This window comes from Natronomonas gomsonensis (assembly GCF_013391635.1).
Lineage (GTDB): Archaea > Halobacteriota > Halobacteria > Halobacteriales > Haloarculaceae > Natronomonas > Natronomonas gomsonensis_A.
Genome location: NZ_JACAWU010000002.1, coordinates 607,342 through 622,784, shown reverse-complemented (window position 1 = coordinate 622,784; position 15,443 = coordinate 607,342). Strand labels below are relative to the sequence as shown.

Annotated in this window: 18 protein-coding genes; 6 read left to right on the top strand and 12 right to left on the bottom strand. The window is 64.7% G+C overall.

Annotated elements, in window-relative coordinates:
* Positions 1–11: 11 nt before the first annotated feature.
* Positions 12–1,445 (top strand): NAD(P)H-hydrate dehydratase, encoded by a 1,434-nt coding sequence (locus HWX69_RS11645; protein ID WP_178917271.1) that lies wholly within the window; start codon positions 12–14, stop codon positions 1,443–1,445.
* Between the two features lie 42 nt (positions 1,446–1,487).
* Positions 1,488–1,979 (top strand): cyclic pyranopterin monophosphate synthase MoaC, encoded by a 492-nt coding sequence (moaC, locus tag HWX69_RS11640; RefSeq protein ID WP_178917270.1) that lies wholly within the window; start codon positions 1,488–1,490, stop codon positions 1,977–1,979.
* Between the two features lie 28 nt (positions 1,980–2,007).
* Here the strand turns inward: moaC and hflX are convergent, their stop codons facing one another.
* The 4 genes from hflX to HWX69_RS11620 form a co-directional block, all read right to left on the bottom strand.
* Positions 2,008–3,315 carry a GTPase HflX gene (gene hflX, locus HWX69_RS11635; protein WP_178917269.1) on the bottom strand — a complete coding sequence of 436 codons (1,308 nt, stop codon included), beginning with the start codon at positions 3,313–3,315 and terminating at the stop codon, positions 2,008–2,010.
* Positions 3,316–3,387: 72 nt separating this feature from the next.
* Positions 3,388–4,113 carry a ribosome assembly factor SBDS gene (locus HWX69_RS11630; protein WP_178917268.1) on the bottom strand — a complete coding sequence of 242 codons (726 nt, stop codon included), beginning with the start codon at positions 4,111–4,113 and terminating at the stop codon, positions 3,388–3,390.
* Positions 4,114–4,195: 82 nt separating this feature from the next.
* Positions 4,196–4,945 (bottom strand): archaeal proteasome endopeptidase complex subunit alpha, encoded by a 750-nt coding sequence (gene psmA, locus HWX69_RS11625; RefSeq protein ID WP_178917267.1) that lies wholly within the window; start codon positions 4,943–4,945, stop codon positions 4,196–4,198.
* A 2-nt stretch (positions 4,946–4,947) separates the two neighbouring features.
* Complete coding sequence (locus tag HWX69_RS11620) at positions 4,948–5,433, bottom strand: Rpp14/Pop5 family protein (RefSeq protein ID WP_178917266.1); 486 nt, start codon at positions 5,431–5,433, stop codon at positions 4,948–4,950.
* 164 nt (positions 5,434–5,597) lie between these two features.
* Here HWX69_RS11620 and HWX69_RS11615 point away from each other — a divergent pair, with 164 nt between their 5' ends.
* Positions 5,598–5,966 carry a HEPN domain-containing protein gene (locus HWX69_RS11615; RefSeq protein ID WP_178917265.1) on the top strand — a complete coding sequence of 123 codons (369 nt, stop codon included), beginning with the start codon at positions 5,598–5,600 and terminating at the stop codon, positions 5,964–5,966.
* A gap of 6 nt (positions 5,967–5,972) precedes the next feature.
* Here HWX69_RS11615 and HWX69_RS11610 read toward each other — a convergent pair whose 3' ends face one another.
* Entirely contained in the window at positions 5,973–6,578 is a 606-nt protein-coding gene (locus HWX69_RS11610; protein ID WP_178917264.1) for a class I SAM-dependent methyltransferase, read from the bottom strand.
* Positions 6,562–7,257 (bottom strand): RNase P subunit p30 family protein, encoded by a 696-nt coding sequence (locus HWX69_RS11605; RefSeq protein ID WP_178917263.1) that lies wholly within the window; start codon positions 7,255–7,257, stop codon positions 6,562–6,564. Before HWX69_RS11605 ends, HWX69_RS11610 begins: the two co-directional genes overlap by 17 nt.
* A 116-nt stretch (positions 7,258–7,373) precedes the next feature.
* Between HWX69_RS11605 and HWX69_RS11600 the strand changes: the two genes are divergently transcribed.
* Entirely contained in the window at positions 7,374–8,564 is a 1,191-nt protein-coding gene (locus HWX69_RS11600; RefSeq protein ID WP_178917262.1) for an FAD-dependent oxidoreductase, read from the top strand.
* 3 nt (positions 8,565–8,567) lie between these two features.
* Here HWX69_RS11600 and HWX69_RS11595 read toward each other — a convergent pair whose 3' ends face one another.
* Genes HWX69_RS11595 through HWX69_RS11580 form a run of 4 tightly spaced genes read right to left on the bottom strand, consistent with a single transcriptional unit; the run spans position 8,568 to position 13,196 of the window.
* Entirely contained in the window at positions 8,568–8,795 is a 228-nt protein-coding gene (locus HWX69_RS11595) for a hypothetical protein (protein WP_178917261.1), read from the bottom strand.
* A 32-nt stretch (positions 8,796–8,827) separates the two neighbouring features.
* Positions 8,828–9,415, bottom strand: coding sequence for a rhomboid family intramembrane serine protease (locus HWX69_RS11590; protein ID WP_178917260.1), 588 nt, complete (start codon positions 9,413–9,415; stop codon positions 8,828–8,830).
* Between the two features lie 25 nt (positions 9,416–9,440).
* On the bottom strand, positions 9,441–10,385 hold the full coding sequence (locus tag HWX69_RS11585; RefSeq protein WP_178917259.1) for a DUF368 domain-containing protein: 945 nt from the start codon (positions 10,383–10,385) through the stop codon (positions 9,441–9,443).
* A complete protein-coding gene (locus tag HWX69_RS11580) occupies positions 10,386–13,196 on the bottom strand; it encodes an oligosaccharyl transferase, archaeosortase A system-associated (RefSeq protein WP_178917258.1) in 2,811 nt (936 codons plus the stop codon).
* Between the two features lie 121 nt (positions 13,197–13,317).
* Between HWX69_RS11580 and aglJ the strand changes: the two genes are divergently transcribed.
* Entirely contained in the window at positions 13,318–14,253 is a 936-nt protein-coding gene (gene aglJ, locus HWX69_RS11575) for an S-layer glycoprotein N-glycosyltransferase AglJ (RefSeq protein WP_178917257.1), read from the top strand.
* Here the strand turns inward: aglJ and HWX69_RS11570 are convergent.
* Positions 14,250–14,579: a hypothetical protein gene (locus HWX69_RS11570; RefSeq protein WP_178917256.1), complete on the bottom strand. Its 330-nt coding sequence runs from the start codon at positions 14,577–14,579 to the stop codon at positions 14,250–14,252. The two genes, aglJ and HWX69_RS11570, sit on opposite strands and share 4 nt — an antisense overlap.
* Positions 14,580–14,674: 95 nt before the next feature.
* On the opposite strand from HWX69_RS11570, the gene HWX69_RS11565 reads away from it, so the two are divergent.
* Complete coding sequence (locus tag HWX69_RS11565; RefSeq protein WP_156709000.1) at positions 14,675–14,884, top strand: ribbon-helix-helix domain-containing protein; 210 nt, start codon at positions 14,675–14,677, stop codon at positions 14,882–14,884.
* Here HWX69_RS11565 and HWX69_RS11560 read toward each other — a convergent pair.
* Positions 14,872–15,285 carry an MPN domain-containing protein gene (locus HWX69_RS11560; protein ID WP_178917255.1) on the bottom strand — a complete coding sequence of 138 codons (414 nt, stop codon included), beginning with the start codon at positions 15,283–15,285 and terminating at the stop codon, positions 14,872–14,874. The two genes, HWX69_RS11565 and HWX69_RS11560, sit on opposite strands and share 13 nt — an antisense overlap.
* Between the last annotated feature and the right edge of the window lie 158 nt (positions 15,286–15,443).

Below are 15,443 nucleotides of genomic sequence, written 5' to 3'. Positions count from 1 at the left end.
AAGCGGGTACCATGATTACGAGCGAGGAGATGGCCGTCGTCGACGCGAACGCCGAGGCGCTTGGCGTCCCGCGAAAGCAGCTGATGGAGTCGTCCGGCAACGCTGTCGCCCGCGTCGTCCGCAATGTGGCCGCCCTCGGCGACGAAGTGGCTCTCGTCTGCGGCCGAGGCAACAACGGAGGCGACGCGTTCGTCGCCGCGCGGTTCCTCGACGACTACGACGTGTCGGTCCATTTGCTCGGCCGCGCGGAGACGATTACGACCGACATCGCCGCGGAGAACTGGGCGGCTCTCCAGCGGGCCGAACTCGACACAGAAGAGGTTCGTGACTCCGCAGACCTCGACTTCGGCTCCCCGGACGTCATCGTCGACGCGATGCTCGGGACGGGCGTGACCGGCGCGCTTCGCGAACCCGAAGCGACCGCCGCCGAGGACATCAACGAGGCTGACGCCCCCGTCGTCGCCGTCGACGTGCCCTCGGGCGTCGACGCCGACACCGGCGAGTCCGTCGGCACAGCAGTCGACGCCGACCACGTCGTCACCTTCCACGACGACAAACCCGGTCTGTCGAACGTCGACGCGGATGTAACCGTTGCCGACATCGGCATCCCCGATTCGGCCGAGCGGTTCGTCGAACGCGGTGACCTCCTCCGCCTGTCGCGGGACCCAACCGCCCACAAGGGCGACTTCGGGAGCGTCCTCGTCGTCGGTGGCGGACCCTACACCGGCGCGCCGGCCCTCTCCGGCCAATCCGCGCTGCGTGCCGGCGCCGACCTCGCCTTCGTCGCCTGTCCGTCGGCCGTCGCCCGCGAGATACAGGGGTACAGCGAGAACCTCATCGTTCGCCCCTTCGACGGCGAGTATCTCGCGCCCAAGCACGTTGACTCGCTGCTGGCGGAGGCGGACGGACACGACACGGTCGTCTTCGGTCCCGGCCTCGGGAGTCACGACGAGACGCTTTCGGCCGTCGAATCGTTCCTCGAATCCTTCTCCGGAACCGCAGTCGTCGACGCCGATGCACTGCAGGTCGTACCGTCAGTCGACACCGACGCTACGCTCGTCTGTACGCCACATCAGGGCGAACTTCGGAAGATGGGCGGAGAGACGGCCGACGACTGGGGCGAACGGGCCGACCTCGTCGAATCCTTCGGGGCTGACCTCGGCCACACGCTGCTCGTAAAGGGTGCCTACGACATCATCTCCGACGGCGAGACGACGCGCGTCAACCGTACCGGTAACCCCGGCATGACCGTCGGTGGGACCGGCGACGTACTCGCGGGTGTCACGGGCGCACTCGCCTGTGTTCTCGACCCACTGTCGGCCGGTGCAGTCGGCGCCTACGCCAACGGTCGCTCCGGCGATATCGTCGTCGACGAACAGGGGTACGGGCTCGTGGCGACGGACCTGCTCAACGCGCTCCCGCGAGCACTGTGGCCCGACGCCTAACTTGTCGGTGGGTTCTTCGCCCTGCCGATTGGAAGAGCAGATATGAGCGACGATTCGGACCTCACGCACGTCACCGACGACGGCGACGCACAGATGGTCGACGTGGGCGAAAAGCCCGACACCGCGCGTCGAGCGGTCGCACGCGGACACATTCGACTTCAGGAATCGACCGTCGACGCCATACGTGAGAACGCCATCGCGAAGGGCGACGTACTGGCCGTCGCTCGCGTCGGCGCCATTCAGGCGGTCAAACACACCTGGGAGACGATTCCGATGTGTCACCAGATTCCGATTACGAACGTCGACACGTCATTCGACGTGGCCGACGACCGGGTAACGCTTGAGGTGGCCGTCGAGACCACCGGAAAAACGGGCTGTGAGATGGAGGCACTGGAGGGCGTCACGACGGGCCTCAACGTCGTCTGGGACATGGTGAAGGCTGCCGAAAAGGACGCCGACGGGCAGTATCCCGGGACGCGAATCTCGGACGTTGAGGTGGTTTCGAAGGAGAAACGGACGCTCGGAGACACCTAACGAACACCGAAAACCGTAACGACTGGGACTACTCCACCGGTGCGGCCGTGAGGTCGCTGGCCTTCGCTCGGGCCTGCTCGATTATCGACGGCCGCGCCTCGAAGTCGACGATTACCTCGTCGCCGTAATCGACGTCCTCGACGTGGGCGTGGTCGTGGACCCACGAAACGAGGCTCATCGTGTCGTCGGTCATCGGGACGACGAGCCGCTCACGGCGCCAGTCCGGCAGTTCGCGGTCGATACGCTCCCGGAGTTCGTCGATGTTCTCGCCCTCCTTGGCGCTGATGGCGACCGGCGTCGGCGCCAGCGCTGACAGCGCCTCCTTCTTGCGCTCGAGTTCCTCCTCGTCGACCGCATCGATTTTGTTCAACACGGTGACGATGGGCGCCTCGTTGCGCTCGTAGAGGGTGTCGTGACACGTCACCAGTTTCTCCCGTATCTCTTCGATGGGGTCGGACACGTCGACGACGAGCAACACGAGGTCGGCCCGGTACACCTCCGAGAGCGTCGATTTGAACGACTCGACGAGCCAGTGTGGCAAATCGGAGATGAAGCCGACCGTGTCGGTGACGAGCACGTCGCGTCGGTCGAACTCCGCCCGCCGCGTCGTCGTCCCCAGCGTCGTGAACAGTCGGTTCTCCGACTCGGCAGTCGAATCGAGGTCCGGATGAAGGCCCTCGTTCTCGTCGATGTCGAGGTCGGCCGCGAGTCGGCGCAACAGCGTCGATTTCCCGGCGTTGGTGTAGCCCGCCAGCGCCACGAGGTCGAACCCCGACTCCCGGCGCTGTTCGCGGCGGTGCTGTTCGGTCTGCTCGATGCGCTCCAGTTCGTCGCTGATGCGACTAATCTGGGCCTTGATGTCGCGTTCGCGCGACTCGTCGTACTCGCCGAGCCCCATGAACCCGGGCCGCTCGTCGCGTTTCGCGAGCGAGGCCTTCGCCTCCGCTCGCGGGAGCTCGTAGCGCAACTCCGCGAGTTCGACCTGGAGTTGGGCCTTCTTGGTCTGGGCCCGCTGGCCGAAGATATCGAGGATGAGCTTGAACCGGTCGACCACCTCGACACCCTCGGGCAGTTTGTTGCCGAGGTTGTACGTCTGATACGGTCCGAGGCGGTTGTCGAAGACGACCGTCGTCGCGTCCGTTTCGGCGACGAGTGCCGCCAACTCCTCGACTTTCCCCTCCCCGAGACAGAGCGCGGGGTCTTCGGTTCTCGTCTGGGTCACCTCACCGACGACCGTGTAACCGGCCGCACGCGCGAGGTCTCGGATTTCTTCGGTGTCGGGTGTGCCGTCGTCGACTCGCTTCGCGACGACGGCCGTTCCGTTAGTCCCTGTCACTCACCGAGGGATACGCGACGGCGATATTTAAGCGCCGGGTAATCGTGTTACTGACTGACAGACGAACGCGGTTCAGCGGGTTCCGATTTCGTCTTCGTCTTTGACGATTCGCGTTTCGGCTTCCCCGCTGGTGTGTTCGTTGACGAGTTCGTAGAAGTCGTTCTGGAGGCCCGCAGGGAACTTCAGGACGCCGACCCACGACCCGTCTGACTGCCACTCCTCGCGTTGCAGTTCGCCGAACTGTCGAATCTGGGCCTGGGCGCTGCCGGCGTAGTCGGCGGGAACCTGTACGGCGACAACGACTTCGTCGAATCGAATCGGGATGACCGGCCGAAGTTCGTCGAGAGCGTCGTCGACCTGATTTTCGACCGGTTCCATCGGATCGACCTGGAAGCCAGCCTCCTCTAAGGCGCGCTCGATTCGCTCCGGTGGATGCGGAGCGTCGTCCATCTGGGGATTGACCGCGTTGCGGGCGATCTGGTTGACGAGCTGTTTGTGCTTCTGTTCCTGCATCTCCCGTCGCTGTTCGGCCGTAATCTGAATCTCCCCGCGTTTGATGACCTCCGGGATTATCTCGAGGGGGTCCGTGGTTCCGAACACCTCCTCGAGGGAACTCTCCGGCGGGCGGTCGCCGGAGGAGGCGTCCTCGAAGACGTCCTCAGCGGCGATTACGTCCTCTAGTTCGCCGTCGAACTCGTCGCGTTTGATGGTGAGCGCCGCGTCGGGGTCGACGAGCACTTCGAACCGCTGGCCGTGGGATTCGAGCCGTGCGGTTACTGCCTCGTCAAGGGATATCATGTGTCCCGGTACGCGCGGCCCGGGCTAAAAGGTGTTTGCTACGGCCGTCGTCGAAAACGAGTGCGGTCGGCGCTCCGAGTGGTTACTCTTCGTCCGTCTCGGACGCTAGCAGGTCGTGTTCGGAGAGGTGCGCCTCGGTCTCCTCGTCGGAGAGTTCGTGGAACTGCTCGTCGCCGACGGAGATGGTCGCGACGCCGATGCCTTCCGGCGCCAACTCGCCGTCGTTGACTGACGCCAGCGCTTCCAATGCGAGGGCGACGCCCGAATCGAGGTCCATCTCCTCGTCGTAGTGCTCTTCGAGGTAGTCCTCGATTTCGCCGCGGTCGGCACCGACGGCCAAGGCCTGCCACTCGTAGGGGGTTCCCGAGGGGTCGGTCTCGTAGAGGCGGGGTTCGCCGTCCTCGATGCCGCCGATGATGAGTGCGACGCCGAAGGGGCGGGCGCCACCGACCTGCGTGTACTGCTGGATGTGGTCGGTGACGGCCTTCGTCAGCGTCTCGACGCCGATGGGTTCGCCGTAGCGGAGGGTGTTCACCTGCGCCTGTCGGCGGGCGAAGTCGATGAGTTGGCGCGCGTCGGCGACGTGGCCGGCGCTCGCGATGCCGATGTGGTCGTCGGCTTTGTGAATCTTCTCGACGCTCGTCCGCTCCATCAGCGGACTGCGGATGCGCTTGTCGACCGCCAGCACGACCCCGTCGGCCGTCCGAATCCCGATGGACGCCGTGCCTCGTTTGACCGCCTCTCGCGCGTACTCGACCTGGTACAGACGGCCGTCCGGGGAGAAGATGGTAATCCCCCGGTCGTACGCCTGCTGCTGCGATTGTCCCTGCATTGTTAGTTGTCGCGGATATCGAGTGCTGTCGCGCCCACGTTACCGCCGGAGAGTTCCACGTCGACTCGGTCGTTCCGGACGACTGCGGGTCGGTCGGCGTCGGCGAACGCGACGGTTCTCTCTTCGATTTCTTCCCCCGGGCGTCCTATATACTTTTCCTCACACGCACGGACCGTCCCGCTGACGCCCCGGACGAACACCCCCAGCGGCTGGCCGTCGATTTCGTCGACGGTCGCCAGCACCGCCCGGAGCTGTTCGACTTCGTCCCGTCGGGCCCGGATGACCGCTTCGCCGTCGCCATCCTCGAAGTGGAAGTGCAGCACCGACCCGTCGAGGTCGGCGCTTCCAGCGTCGCCGATGAGGTTCTGTGCGGCGAACCACAGCTCCCGCTGGAACGACCGCCGGTCGAGGTCGGCCTCGGGCCACGACTCCAACCCGACCGCCAGATACCGCCACCGCGGACGCAGGTGCTTCGGGAGGTGTTTCACGGACCCACGTACGTCACGCAGCGACAAAGAGTCGGCGGTCGTTGCCGACAACAACCGCGGGATTGATTACGGAAACTGTTCATCGAAGACACATGTGTCACGAGACACGAACGAGTCGGGACGTGCCGAACACGACACCGAGACCGCGACGGACGGGGGTAGCCATGTCTGAGTACGCCGACGCCGAACTGGAGAAAGCCCGTGAAGCACTCGCGGACGCCCGAATACTCAACGACAACGACGCCTCGACTGCCGGCGTCGTCAACCGTGTCTACTACGCGGCGTTTCACGCCGCACAGGCGGTCCTCTCCGAACGCGGGAACCTCCCCGAAGACGAGGACCACGTTCCCTCACACTTCGCCGAGGACGTGGTCATGGTCGAAGAGATTCCGATGGAGGAAGCCCAGTTCCTCAACAGCATGCGGGCCTACCGCAAGAAGGCCGACTACGAACACGAGGCCGTCGAACTGGACCTCGATGCGAAAATCGTCCGGGCCGAGCGGTTCGTCGACGAGATGACGGACTTCTGTTGAACCGCCTTAGCCGACTCGTTCGGCCACCAGCACGCCGACTTGCTCGTGGACCATCTCGACGGCCGTCAGCGAAAACCCGCTGTCGGTGAGTGCATTGGCGAGGACGCCGACCGTGGCCGGGTCGTCGACCTCGGGGCTGTAGAAGGGATCCGCCGGGTCCGGTTCGCCGAAGAACATCACGTCGCCGAGGACGAACCGTCGGGGACCGAGTTCGGCGATGACCTCGATTGCCGCCCGTTTCTCCTCGTCGGAGAGGTGATGCATCGCGAAGTTCGAGACGACGATGTCGACCGACTCCTCGACGTTCGGCTCTCGGAACGTCCCCGCGTCGATTGAGACGTTGTCGAGACCCCGTGATTCGGCTTTCTCCCGGGCTTCTGCCATCATCCCCTCGCTGATGTCCCGACCGAGAACGCGACCGGCATCCTCGGCGAGGGCCAACCCGATGGCGCCGGTACCACAGCCCAAATCGAGAACGGTGTCCTCGGCGGTTGGGTCGGCGTACTCGACGACGAGCGAGACACAGGCGCGGTACTCCTCGGTCTTTTCCTCGTCGTACTCCGGCGCCACTTCGTCGAACCGCGCGGCGTGTTCCTCAAGCGTCTTCTTCATGCTCTTCGATACGGACGCCCGGCTCTATGAACGTCTCGGAGCGCCGCTGTCGGTTCGTCGTGACGATGTCGCCCCACGCGGACAGCCCGGTTTCGATGGCCTCCCTGTCGAAGCCGACGGTCGCCCCGACCGCAAGTAACTCCCGCGGACCGCGCAAATCAAGATGCGAGGACGCGTCCGCGGATACGACGTACGGCACGTCGTACTGCTCAACGAGTTCCCGGAGCTTTCGAAGCCCCTGAATCGCCTGTACCCGGGGACCGCCGTCGTCACGAAGCACCCGCCCGAAGTTGAATTCGAGGTGGACGCCGTTTTCGGCGGCCGCCTTCGCGAGGACGTGGTTCACGTCGCCGTCCCGCATCGGATGGGCGAGGACGTCGACTTTCGCCTGCTCGACGGCGAAGCGGTTGAGGTCGCCACCGTGAACACAGACGACGTCCCGCTTCGAGCGGTAGTTCCCGATGAGGCCGCTGGCCTGTCCGGCGTCGTCAGTTCGGATTTCGATACCGGAGGCCACGTCGATGTCGTAGACCGACTCGATTCGGTCGGCGTCGTAGGTGGCCTGGGCGTCGCCGTGGTTCCGAACGACCACGCCGTCGTACCCGTACTCCGCGGCCGTCCGCGCGAGTCGCGCAACGGTCGCCTCACCGTCCGGGTGTGCGTGGACGCCCTCGTACATGGCCGAACTACAGTGGGCCGCGGCCTTTGATGTTGCGTCTCCCGATTCGGATGCATCGAGGGAGTGTCGGTCACTCGCCCGACGCTATCAAGACCACAGCGTCCGAAGGCGACGACATGACCGAGACGGATGTCGTCGTCATCGGCGGTGGCGCGACGGGGGTCGGTGTCGCCCGTGACCTCGCGATGCGCGGCGTCGACGTGGTGCTGTGTGAGCGCGGCGGCCTCGGGGCCGGAACGACTGGCCGGTCCCACGGCCTGTTGCACAGCGGCGCCCGGTACGCGACGGCCGACCCGGAGGGCGCTGCCGAGTGCATCCGTGAGAGCCGCGTGCTTCGGGATATCGCCGGCGAAGCAGTCGAACGAACGGGGGGACTGTTCGTCCAACTGCCGGACGACGACCCTGCCGCGTTCGACGCTCGCATCGAGGCTTGCCGAGACGTTGGCGTGCCCACGGAAACGCTATCCGCCGACGCCGCCCGCGAAACCGAACCGGAACTCGCTTCGGACGTGAGGCGTGCCTTCCGCGTTCCCGACGGTGTCATCTACCCCTCCCGGCTCGTCGCTGCGACCGCCGAAAGCGCACGACAACACGGCGCCGATGTACGTCCGAACGCGCCTGTGACCGACATCGTCGTCACGGAGGGGACGGTCACGGCCGTCGAAACCGACGCCGAGCGAATCGAGGCCGACCACGTAGTCAACGCGGGCGGCGCGTGGGCCGGCCGTATCGCCGAACTCGCCGGCGTCGAAGTACCTATGGCACCGACGATGGGCGTCATGGTCGCCGTCGACGTTGGCGGCGTCGATTCGGTCGTCAACCGCTGTCGGCCGCCGGACGACGGGGACATCGTCGTTCCACACGTGGACCGCGTCGTCCTCGGGACGACCAGCACGCCGGTCGAAGACCCCGAGGAGTTCTCGACCGACGAGGCCGCCGTCGAGGCGATGCTGTCGGAGGGGGCCGCGATGGTTCCCGCCGTCGCCGACGCCGACGTGGTCGACGTGTACTGGGGCGTCCGCCCCCTATACGCGGGCGACGACGGCGGGCGGGGTCGAGACGCCTCTCGGGGCTTTCAGGTGCACGACCACGACGTAGCGAGGCTGACGACGGTCACCGGCGGCAAACTGACGACGTATCGGTTGATGGCCGAAGCCGTCTCCGACGCCGTCTGTGAGCGATTGGGCGTCACCGAACCGTGTCGGACCGCCGACGCGGAACTGCCGGCCGGAGACGCCGAGAAACTCGACGCGCTGGTCGAGGAGTTCGATGCTGCTGGGCCGGCGGACACCGACATCGTCGGCTGACTGTCACGGCCGACCGTATCGGTGGCCGACGGCGAGGACGAGAAGGTGCAAGGCGACGAGCGACGTGAACAGGCCGGCCCCTTGGATTCCCCCGATGCCGTCGGCGAGCACCGGGACGTAGGCGACCGGGAGGAGAACGGCCGCCCAGAACGCCGCCGCCTCGATGGGTTTCCGAATCCGAGTGAAACCGCCCAGTGAATCGCCTTCGCGATTCCCACCCCATCTGACCATACGACGCGGTTCCGCTACGCCCATATCAGGGTTTACCCAATTTCGGGCCGACTGTGCCCCACGTGGAGCACACGGCGCCGACCACAGAGGCCCCCGAGAAGGAAGCCGACGAAGTGTGCGACCACGGCGACTCCGGGGCTGGCCGTCGCCAGCGTGACGCCGACCGCCAAGAGCAGAAACACCGCGAGTCGGCCGCGGCGACCGACCGGCAGCCACGATAACACTCGCTCGGACGCCCGATTCCCGACGAGAAGGTAGCCGAACAGCGCGAAAATCGCACCGCTGGCGCCGAGTACTGCCGACGGACCGAATACCGCCGTGGCGACGACCTGCGTGACGCCCGCCAACGCCCCCGTCGCGAGGAAGAACACGTGAAAGCGTGCCGGTGTCGTCACGCGTGCGACCAACGGTCCAACGACCGCGAGTGCAAGAGCGTTCGCGGCGAGATGCGTGAGGTCACCGTGGGCGTACACGCTCACGAAGAGCGTCCACGGATGACGTTCGAGCGGCAACGCGAGGGCGAACGCCCACGACTCCACGCCGACCGCGCCGCCGACCGTTTGGGCAACGAAGACGACTCCGAACAGAGACAGCGTCGTCAGCGTCGGGCGGTCGGCCATAGACAGCCTTCGAACGCCGTGGTAATCAGTATTCGAGGTCGTCGGTATGGCGGTCGAGGAAGAGTACCGCGCCGATGCCGACGGCGGCCGGAGCGATTATCGAAACGGCCGACACGGCCGTCACCTCGCCCACGTTCACGATGACTTCCGTCGCCGGCAGTCGGAGGGCACCGACCATGAGGCTGACCAGGAACGTCAGCGTCGCCTCGCGATACCGTCGTAGTGCCGCTCGTACGGCGTAGGCGACCGAAAACACGCCGACGAGAGCGCCGGACATGAACGCCACGAACGGTGCGAGCGCGTCGAGAAGCGGCGCGGTGTTGCCCCCGATGGCCTCCAGAACACCCGAGAGAATCGCCCGCGGGATGCCGCTGACGAACTCGTATTGGCCGAGCACCAACAGCAGGAACGCCCCGGAGACCCCCGGCAGGACCATCGCGGAGATGGCGATGGCGCCGGCGACGAACAGCACGGGAAGCGTCGACGGTGTCGACCCGCTCAGCGAAGGGTCGGTGACGAGAAACGCGAGGACGAAGCCGATTGCGGCGACCGCGATGCGGCGTGGCGTCCCCACGTCGACGTACCGGTAGAGGACGACCGCCGACGCCGCGATGAGGCCGAAAAAGAAGGCGTAGGTAGGTGCCCGGTACAGTTGAAGTGCGGCGTTCATCGCCGTCGCGATGGTCGCCGCTGCCGACAGCAGACCGGCCCCGAGGACGAGCAGGAACGGAACGTCCATCCGGACGAGTTCCGCCGCGATTGCGGCGCGGCCCTCCGTCGTGTGGACGCGGGCGAGAAGCCGAAGTGACGACGGGTCGAAGGAGGTCAGCGCCGTGATGAGTCGTTCGTAGATACCGACGATGACGGCGATGGTCCCCCCGGAGACGCCGGGAACAGTGTCTGCGGCGCCCATGCAGGCGCCCTTGAGGTACACCGCCAGCCATCCACGGAAGCCGGCGGAATCCGACATCTATGCTGGCGGGGCGTACGTCGCCTGTCGGTTCGTCGTTTCGTTCGTGTCGCCGCCGCTGGTACCGTCCTGTTGAGCACCTTCGGGCTGTTGACCCTCTTCGAGTTCGACCTGCACGGCCGTCTCGTCCTCGCCGAGGACCTGCCCTTCGGTCACGTCCGCCGTGCCGGTCCAGCCGACGATGTCGTCCTCGCCGAAGGCGATGAACTGATACGAACTGTTCGCACGCACAGAGGTGTTCGTGTATCCGGCTTCAGTCCCGTACTCGTCGTAGCCGGTCGTCGAGTAGGGGACCGTCATCTCGAAGTTGCCGTTCTCGTCCGTCTGGGCGAACTGGTTGTAGTAGAACGTCTCGCCGGTGCTCGGAATCACCATCTCGACGCTGGCTTCCACCTCGCTGTTCGCCGGGCCGGTGCCCTCGATGGTGGCGCCGTCGACGCGCTCGAAGGTTTTGACCCACGGTTCGGGCTGTGACTGTTGGCCGGTAGCGCGCTCGAACGGCGAGCGTGCGGCGGCCTGACTGCCGTGGACCAATCGGAAGTGTTCCAGCGCCTCGACGCGTTCGCTCGGTTGGCCCATCACACCGCCGTGAATCGCGTTGGGGTTCTGCTGGGCGGCTTCGCGAGCCTCCTCGCTGCTGTTGTACGACCGGATGAGCGACCCTTCCTCGGGCGGGGTCGCGACGCCGTTTTCGGGGTCGTACTGTCCGAACCGGGAGACGAACCGCGCCGGCTCGATTGCCGACCCGTGGTGTTGGTACAGCCGAACGCGCATGCTCTCGTAGGCGCGCTGGGTGTGGACGCCATAGATTGGCTGTCTGTTCTGGTTGATTACCGTCACGCCGACGTCGCTCGACGAAACGTCGTGGCGGGACTCGAAGGCCGTGGGGGCGTTGTACTTCGTCGTGCCCGCGTAGCCGAGTTGGTAGTCGACCATGACGTAGCGGACGCCTTCGGCCTCACCGCTGTCCTCTTCGAGGATGTTCAGCGACTCGGTCTCGTTGTCCGCCAACAGGAAGTCGGCGGACTCGGTGGCGTGCTGCTGGAAGGGGTTCGCCACCGGCGTCCGCTCGCCGGCAACGGTTATCCAGTGGCCGTAGTCCCACCACGCCATCACGCCGTACTCCCCGCTTTCGTACTCGAAGTCGTCGGTCCTGTCGTAGGTGCCGTACGGTTCCAGTCGGGGCTCGTCACCCGTCGAGTACGACCCCATCTGAGGCGTCTCATCGGAGAGCCAATCGAGGCTCCCCTCCCAGTTCTGCACCTCGCCGGGACCGGTGTTCTGCGTCGCGGCGACGGGCGCCTGTATGACGAGCAGCGGCCCGGCGACGATGGCAAGCAGTGCAACCACGACGAGCACTTGGTACGGCTGAATGTTGGTGACGTCCTTTCGAACAGACTCGAGGTCGACGAAACCGAACACCCAGTGGACGACGTAGGCGTTGAGAACGGCGACTGAGATGACGAAGTAGTAGTCGAACCGTCGCTGGGTCAGCGTCGCCAGCAGCATGAACACGGTGAACACCACGATGAGCGAGTCATCGCCCTTCGGTCGGTCGGAGACCGCGAGTCGGTACGCGAGGAGACCGAACCCGAACAGCGCAGTGAAGATGGCGAAGCCATAGGAACGGTAAAAGAACTGTCCCGGGTTCGTCACTGCCTGTGCCTCGCCGATTGTCGCGGCCGTATCAGAGGCCGTGAGTCCGGCGACGCGGGTAAACTGTGTAATCAAGAAGTCGAAGACATCCGGAAGTGCCACGGCAATGATGCCGAGTCCGACGACGCCGATACCGACGATAGTGACAGGGTACAGCCGAGCCGAGAGGTCACGTCGGTCCCACTGCCGAGCGAGGCCCGCCATAAACAGGACGCCGACGCCGACAGTGAGTGCGATGAGGGGCTGGACCGGGGAGTAATCCGTGGCAGAGGGTTCCGTCGTCTCGAGGAACAGCAGCATGAGCACTGCGACGACCACCATCGAAACGGCCGCTGGAATGGCGACGTGGTCGGGGCTGTAACCCTTCAAGTACTCCAGCGTGAGATGAACGAGGAAGACGAACCCGAGGATGCCGACGAGGAAGATGCCGGGCGACCAAACCAGAATGTAGGCGGTCATCGCGAGGCCGGCGACGACGGCCCACCCGAGCGGTCGTTTGAGTTCCTCGAACTCGCGGGCAGGAATGAACTCGTAGATGGGTTGGTCACGCTGGGCTGCCGTGAGCATCCCGAGAATCGCCAACAGCGAGAGCAACAGGAACAGGGTTTCGGCGACGTGGTGGTCGGTGAAGCCGGCGACGCTCCGCGAGAGGAAGGCTCCCGGGGTCAGTGCGAGGAGGGTGACCGCGACGATACCGCCGAAGCGGCCGCCGAATCGCTTCCCGAGGAAGTACAGCGGAATCGCACACAGAACGCCGAAGACGGCTGGAGCAAGGATGAACACGGTATCGATGGTTCCCTGTGAAGGGTCTCCTAGGCCGATGACGAGGATAGCCGTCGCGATGAGCTGGTCGTAGAGGGTCCCGAACTGCCCTGCTGTAGTTCCGGTGTCGAACCCCGTCCACACGTCGTAGGGCATGGTGAACGGGTAGTTTTCGAGGACGTAGTTCGTCGACCGGTAGTGATACCACGCGTCGTTACCGGCGAACAGCGCGCCATCGTCGGTAAGGAAGCGCTCCCAGTTGCGGACCCGGACCCACAACATGAACGCCATGAGGGCCACGATGACGGGGATGTGGTACAGCCGGTAGATGATGTCGAGTTGCGACTCGTACTCGTCGAGTCGCTCCTCTAGTTGGTCGAACCGCTGACTCATTGCCCTGACCCACTGTCAAAACGCGCATAAGCCTTTTCCATTGGTCTTCGAAAGGGTGGTCCCCTGGATTCGGCCGCAGAAAGCTTGGTCTTTTTATCCTTCGGTGTTCCAGACGGCGGTAATGCCCGACCTCGCGGACGTGTGTGTCCTCTTGCCGACACTGAACGAGGCTGAGACCATCGGTGATGTTATCGATGGGTTCCACTCCGAAGGGTTCGAACACGTTCTCGTCGTCGACGGCGACTCCACGGACGGAACGCGCGACATCGCTCGCGAGCACGGGGCACGTGTCCTCACCCAATCCGGTTCAGGAAAGGGACAGGCCGTCCGCGAGGGCGTCGAACACGTCGACGAACCGTACGTGTTGATGGCCGACGGCGACGGGACCTATCGGCCGGAGGACGCGGAAGCGATGCTCGAACCGCTGTTCGAGGAACGCGCCGAACACGTCATCGGAGACCGATTCGCCGACATGGAAGCCGGCGCAATGAGTCGCCTCAACACCGTCGGCAACCGACTCATCAACCGACTGTTCGCCGTCGTCCACGGACGAAATCTCCGTGATATCCTCTCTGGGTATCGAGCGTTCACCCGCGGTTCCTTCGAGCGGTTCAAACTCGACGCCGACGGGTTCGGCATCGAGACGGAACTCGCCGTCGAATGCATCAGACAGGGCGTCTCGACCGAAGTCGTTCCGATTCGGTACGAGGCCCGCCCTGGTGGTTCCGAGACGAACCTCCATCCGCTGAAGGACGGTGGCCGAATCGTCCTCACGCTGTACACGCTGACGAAAACGAACAACCCCATCTTCTACTTCGGGAGCGTCGCCGTCGCCGGAACCACACTCGGGACTGTTCTGGCCGGCTACGTCGGCTACGACTACTTCGTCCGTGGCATCTCACACGAGATTATCGCCCTGTTGTCGGCGTTCTTCATTCTCCTGTCGATGCAGTTGCTGATGTTCGGCGTGCTGTCGGACATCATCGTCTCGGTGAACCGAGAGCAGACGCGACGACTCGAGGAGATATCCGACCGGCTCCGGGAACTGGAAGATTAGAAGGGCAACAGGGACCGCAGTTGTCCGACGAGGCTCCCGTTGGCTGCTTGTCGCCGGGCCTCGAAGACGGGATGGAGTGCGTTCATCAGGTTCTGTTTTGTCTCGAAGTTGCTGACGTGGGTGTTGTCGAGAGCCTCCGACAGGGACAACGTGTTGCCTGCCGCGTCGTAGGGGATTTTCGGGTCGTCGAGCGCGTCGAGCAGTTCCCGCTGGGTCGCCGGAAACTGAATCTCCGCCCGGTCGAGGTGCTCGTCGAGCGCAGCGATACCGAAGGCGACTGTGTCGGGGACTTCGTCGCCCCCCTGTTGTGGTGGCCGGACTCCCATTACACCGAGGTTCGAGCCTCATCACCGTAAACCCTCACCTCTCGTCATCGTACGGATGGACAACGCCTATCCGGGCCGACGCCGTCTCGGGTCACATGACGGACTACACGACGGTTTCGATACCGAAGGACCTCGCCGAGCGCGTCGAGGAGACCATCGAAGGAACCAGTTTTTCCTCGACGAGCGACCTCGTTCGGTTTCTGCTCCGGAGTATCGTCATCCAGCACCAACAGCGCGGTGAACTCACCGAGGCGGAGTTCGAAGAGATAACCGACCAGCTACAAGACCTCGGTTACCTGGAGTAGTCCTCGAGTTCTCCCGGCGGCGGGGCGGCATCGACGACTTCGATACCGTATTCTTCGCCGGAGCGGTCGAAGGCGGCGACGCATTCCTCCTCGTACGGTGGCACTGCGACGAAGACGACTTCGTGTAGGTCGTCGGCTTTCGTCACCGCCAACACGCCGTCCGGATGTGAAATGAACCGGCCGGCTGCGCCGGGCGTCGAGAGGTCCATTCCGAAGACCGCAGTGACCGACCCGCCGGTGTCGGGAAGGTACATGTCGGTGAACACCGACGCCTGGGACGGAAGTTCGGCGTCGAGTTCCGTCGCTGGCGTCACCGCTAGTGCGACGGTCACGGAGGCGGGGTCGCGGTCCGCGGCCAGCTCCAACAGCGCAGTCAGCAGTCCCTGCGTGATGTAGACCACGGGGATAGTACGACGAACAGCGGTAAATGTCCGTCGGACGGCCGAATTTTCACGCTGTGAGGCGGCCCGTCGGTAGAACTAACAGTTCATTAGCCGTATCGTGAGGGAAGTTAACACGTGATTATAAATAACCCGTGCGGGCGAGCGTCGAGACGGCA

Excerpts from the sequence above, each read along its gene's own strand:
- HWX69_RS11645 (WP_178917271.1), top strand. The coding sequence starts at position 12 with ATGATTACGAGCGAGGAGATGGCCGTCGTCGACGCGAACGCCGAGGCG.
- moaC (WP_178917270.1), top strand. The coding sequence starts at position 1,488 with ATGAGCGACGATTCGGACCTCACGCACGTCACCGACGACGGCGACGCA.
- HWX69_RS11630 (WP_178917268.1), bottom strand. The coding sequence starts at position 4,113 with ATGATATCCCTTGACGAGGCAGTAACCGCACGGCTCGAATCCCACGGC.
- psmA (WP_178917267.1), bottom strand. The coding sequence starts at position 4,945 with ATGCAGGGACAATCGCAGCAGCAGGCGTACGACCGGGGGATTACCATC.
- HWX69_RS11615 (WP_178917265.1), top strand. The coding sequence starts at position 5,598 with ATGTCTGAGTACGCCGACGCCGAACTGGAGAAAGCCCGTGAAGCACTC.
- HWX69_RS11610 (WP_178917264.1), bottom strand. The coding sequence starts at position 6,578 with ATGAAGAAGACGCTTGAGGAACACGCCGCGCGGTTCGACGAAGTGGCG.
- HWX69_RS11605 (WP_178917263.1), bottom strand. The coding sequence starts at position 7,257 with ATGTACGAGGGCGTCCACGCACACCCGGACGGTGAGGCGACCGTTGCG.
- HWX69_RS11600 (WP_178917262.1), top strand. The coding sequence starts at position 7,374 with ATGACCGAGACGGATGTCGTCGTCATCGGCGGTGGCGCGACGGGGGTC.
- HWX69_RS11595 (WP_178917261.1), bottom strand. The coding sequence starts at position 8,795 with ATGGTCAGATGGGGTGGGAATCGCGAAGGCGATTCACTGGGCGGTTTC.
- HWX69_RS11590 (WP_178917260.1), bottom strand. The coding sequence starts at position 9,415 with ATGGCCGACCGCCCGACGCTGACGACGCTGTCTCTGTTCGGAGTCGTC.
- HWX69_RS11585 (WP_178917259.1), bottom strand. The coding sequence starts at position 10,385 with ATGTCGGATTCCGCCGGCTTCCGTGGATGGCTGGCGGTGTACCTCAAG.
- HWX69_RS11580 (WP_178917258.1), bottom strand. The coding sequence starts at position 13,196 with ATGAGTCAGCGGTTCGACCAACTAGAGGAGCGACTCGACGAGTACGAG.
- aglJ (WP_178917257.1), top strand. The coding sequence starts at position 13,318 with ATGCCCGACCTCGCGGACGTGTGTGTCCTCTTGCCGACACTGAACGAG.
- HWX69_RS11570 (WP_178917256.1), bottom strand. The coding sequence starts at position 14,579 with ATGGGAGTCCGGCCACCACAACAGGGGGGCGACGAAGTCCCCGACACA.
- HWX69_RS11565 (WP_156709000.1), top strand. The coding sequence starts at position 14,675 with ATGACGGACTACACGACGGTTTCGATACCGAAGGACCTCGCCGAGCGC.